General features: G+C 62.8%; 1 protein-coding gene. It reads right to left on the bottom strand.

Features of this window, described 5'->3' with window-relative positions; all coding sequences use genetic code 11:
• A partial coding sequence (locus tag V6C16_RS14545) for a sensor histidine kinase (RefSeq protein WP_333543601.1) occupies positions 1–796 on the bottom strand: 796 nt, incomplete at both ends.

The raw sequence follows: 796 nt of genomic DNA, 5'->3' as shown, positions 1-796 counted from the left end.
GGGCAACGGCAAGGCCGAGGCCCGCATAGCGGCCCATGTGGGAGTGTACGGCAGTTCCGGGGCGCATGGCACTGCCGCTGCTGGGGCTGTCATGGTATTGGTCATGACCGCCGCATCCGCCTTGAAGGGCACGCGAACTGAAAAAAGGCTCAAAAATATGAGGCAGAATGTCCGGCGCAATGCCGGGGCCGCTGTCCGCCACAAGCAGATCGTACCAGTTCCTTCCCTGTCCGTCACGCCGCAGCCGGGCCGACACCCGCACAAATCCACCCTGCGGCATGACATCAAGAGCATTTTCAAGTAGATGCAGAAATATCTGCCGTAACTCCGGGGCAGACCCCCACGGGCGCGGCACAGCCTTGTCCGCATCTTCAGCCGCTCCTTCCTCCGTTTTTTCACCGGGGCTTTCCTGCGCGGCAACTTCTGCCCCTGAAAAATCCCGCGCGCCGGAAAGGTCCACCTGGCAGCGCAGCCCTGTCGCCTCAATCCTGTGGCGCAGCAGGTCCAGACTTTCTTCAATAATCACTGCCACATCCAAAGGACCGGTGCGCGAGTCCAGCCCATGCCCCACCATGAGCAGCTTGCGTGTTATTTCCCTTACGCGCAGGCTCTGGGCGCGGATGGTATTGACGGCCTCGCGCATTTCGCCCACATCCGCCAGAGCCTGAGCCTCCGGCTCATCCGGGCAGTCGCGGATAAGCCCGGCGGCCTGCATCATGATGTTAAGGGGATTGTTCACCTCGTGGGCCACCCCTTCGGCAACCCGGCCCAAGCTGCGCCAGCGCGCGGCTTCGGC

The sequence above is a fragment of the Desulfovibrio sp. 1188_IL3213 genome (assembly GCF_036763145.1).
Classification (GTDB): domain Bacteria; phylum Desulfobacterota; class Desulfovibrionia; order Desulfovibrionales; family Desulfovibrionaceae; genus Desulfovibrio.
This window is presented reverse-complemented; position numbering and strand designations above follow the sequence as displayed.